Source organism: Bacillus sp. AF62, assembly GCF_050312695.1.
GTDB lineage: Bacteria > Bacillota > Bacilli > Bacillales > Bacillaceae_G > Bacillus_A > Bacillus_A cereus.
The window spans coordinates 1-3206 of record NZ_JBNPJZ010000126.1; the positions used below are offsets into that span (position 1 = coordinate 1).

Genomic DNA, 3206 nt, shown 5'->3' on the forward strand with positions numbered 1-3206 from the left:
AAAAAAAATGGTTAACTACATTCAATCCTGCTGAACTACGTAAGGTTACACCAAAATAAAAATACGCAGGGCGCTCTCGTTGGCGCTTTTTCATTTTGTCTAAAAGGAGAGATTTATCATGACGAACGAAATTATATTAACCGATGGCGAAGTGGTAAAAATTAACCCTAATTTAACTGCGTGGACGCTATTTAATCTAGAAAAAGAGGGCGTTATTGGAAAATCGTTTTTAAGTACTTTATTAGATACTAGGGGTGATGCAGGGAACGTTAATTTGTTAGATACATTCTGCGTTGTGTATGCAGCGTATCGTCAAGCAACCGTTTCTGATTACATGGATTTCGAATCATTTATGAAAAAATATGAAGTCGATATGACAGAAGCGTTCAAAATCTTTGGGGCTGTATTAAAAAAGCAAAAAGATAAAAACAACATGGCAAAAGGTTTCCAACAAAAAGCGGGAAAAAAGGCTTAGCGCTTCCGAAATTCGAAATAGAGTGCGTAGTTGATTTATATAGTCTCTATGTATTTATTTTTGAAATCCCGGAAAAAACGTTCTGGCATTTACCTTTACGTGACGTTCAAAGAATAGCGGAAAACAAAAGTGCTTATGAAGGATGGAAAGTCCATATCCAGGAAAAGGAGAGTGGAAAATAAATGGCTACTCCTTCAAAAGAAACAGTAATAAAGTTTAGGGCTGATACAGCGGATTATAAAAAGAATATGAACGATATGAACCGCGAAAATAGAGCCTTGAATCAAGAATTAAAGTTGACACAAACACAAATGAAGTTGACTGGATCAGAAGTCGATAAACATGCAGCTTCGCTATCCACACTTGAGAAACAATATGAACTAGCTAAAAGGAAGACACAAGAAACGGCACAACAATTACAAAGAGCAAAGCAAGTGTGGGGAGAAAACTCTACTGAAGTAAAAAATCTCGAAGAAGCGATGAGAAAAGCTCAAATTGCTGAAGCGGAAATGTCAAATAAGATTCAATTAACGACACAAGCGTTAGATCGTGCACGGCAAGCTGAAGCAGAAAGAAATAGTGAAGTAGGTAAGTCAAAACAGAAATTAAACGAATTGCAACAAGCTGAAGCGAAATTGGTGACTGAAAGCAATAAATTAAAATCATCTTTAGAACAAGAACGAGTTGCTTTAGGTGATAGCTTATCAGCTTCAGAAAACTTACAAATGCAACAACGTCATTTAGGAGAACAGTTAGAATTATCTGCGCGTTCGGTCCACAATTTAGAGCAACAATTAGAACAGGCTAAAACAGCATATGGCGCAAACTCAACCGAAGTTAACAAATTAGAAACAAAGTTACATGAAGCTAGAACAGCTGAAATGCGATTAAAAAATGAAGTTGAACAAACAAGTACATCGTTAAGAGAACAAGCAAACGTTGCTGAACGAACAGGTAGTAAATTAAAAGAAGTTGGCGATAAGACGAAGGAAATCGGTTCTAACCTAGCCAGCACTGTTACACCTGCTTTAGTTGGTGTTATGGGTGTTACTGGTAAGTGGGCTAATGATTTCGATACTTCACAAAAGCAAATTCAATCATCTTTAGGTTTAACCGCTAAAGGTGCTGAGAATGTGGGTAAAGTAGCTGAAGAAGTATTTATACATGGTTGGGGTGATTATTTACGCCAGGTAGATGACGCTGTGATGCGAGTGTGGCAAAACATGAAGCAAGTACCACTTGAAGATTTACAAAGCGTTACAGAGGGCGTTATGGCATTATCAGAAACTTTTGATGTAGATTTAAACGAAACAACTCGAGGCGCTTCAGCTCTCATGACGCAATATGGAGTTACTGGCGATAAAGCTTTAGATATCATAACGGCTGGTTTACAAGCTGGTTTGGATGTATCGGGAGAGTTTACGGACAACTTAGCTGAATATACGCCATTATTCAAGCAAGCTGGTTTCACTTCTGGTGAAATGCTATCAATCTTAAAGAATGGATTAGATGCAGGAGCTTACAATCTAGATTATGTCAATGATTTAGTGAAAGAATTCGGTATCCGTGTGCAAGATGGTTCTAAAGGTGTATCCGACGCGATGGGACAAATGTCAAAAGGAACACAAAATCTTTGGAAAGAGTTTGAAGCTGGAAAACGTCCGGCTGCTGACGTATTTAAAGCTGTTATCGGTGAACTAAAAGGAATGGACGATCAAGTGAAAGCTACACAACTTGGTATTTCTATATTCGGCGTGAAATTTGAAGATTTAGGAAATAAAGTTGTTTACAGTTTAACAGATACAAATGACGAATTAGAACGAACAGACGGAAAAATGAAAGACCTTGTCATGACGCAAGAGGAAGCATTCGGAAAGAAAGCACTATCCCTTTACCGTGAAATGCAAAAAGCGTTGGAACCTTTAGGGGAAGTTTTCTTGGATGTAGCGGAACAAGTTTTGCCGATTGTAAAATCAAGCGTCGAAGCTTTATCTAACGCTTTCTCTGGACTTTCTCCTGAAGCTAAAAAAACGATAGCCATAATTGGAAGCTTAGCTGTGGTCTTAGGTCCAATACTCATGATTTTGGGGCCGATCATAACGACTATAGGAGGACTTGTGACGTCTTTAGGAGGTTTAGGTACAGCGTTAGGTTTGACAACAGCAGGCGTCGGGGCGGCAGGAATTGCTACAGGTGGTCTAGGAGCGGCGTTAGGAACTGCAGCTTGCGCAATTGCTCCTTGGTTAGCGGGAGCAGCAGCGATTGGAGCAGCAGGATACGCTATATACACTGCTTTAAATGAAGAGGCGATACCAGCTGTAGATTTATTTAAAAATCGCGTAAATATAGCTGCTGATGGAACAGTGCAGAGTGTGGATAAAATCTCCCAGAGTACGAAGAAAGTCGTTGGTTCTTATATGGAAATGTCTCAACAAGTCGGTACTGTCGCTATGGAAATGTTTGCACAACAACAAGTGATTACGGATGAGAATCTTCCTCCTATTATTCAAAAATATGAGGACATGAAAAATCAAGTTGTTAATACATTCGAAGAAAAGAAGAACGCTGAAATTCAAAAAACACAAGAAGCTTTCACGGGAATGAAAACAATAACTGTGGAAGAACAAGCTCATATATCAAAGATGTATACAGATCATTACGAAATGGAAAAAGCAAAAACGCAAGCTGCTAATGATAAAATCGTCGAAATTTGGAATGCAGCGAAAGAAGA

Annotated in this window: 2 protein-coding genes; both read left to right on the forward strand. The window is 38.6% G+C overall.

What is annotated here, in order from left to right; genetic code table 11:
* Positions 1 to 118 precede the first annotated feature (118 nt).
* A complete protein-coding gene (locus ACQRBL_RS29385; protein WP_411996680.1) occupies positions 119 to 475 on the forward strand; it encodes a hypothetical protein in 357 nt (118 codons plus the stop codon).
* A 182-nt stretch (positions 476 to 657) separates the two neighbouring features.
* Positions 658 to 3206 (forward strand): phage tail tape measure protein (locus tag ACQRBL_RS29390; protein ID WP_427736155.1); only part of this gene is annotated, 2549 nt, incomplete at its 3' end.

Coding starts and splice junctions, on each gene's coding strand:
- ACQRBL_RS29385 (WP_411996680.1), top strand. CDS start 119: ATGACGAACGAAATTATATTAACCGATGGCGAAGTGGTAAAAATTAAC.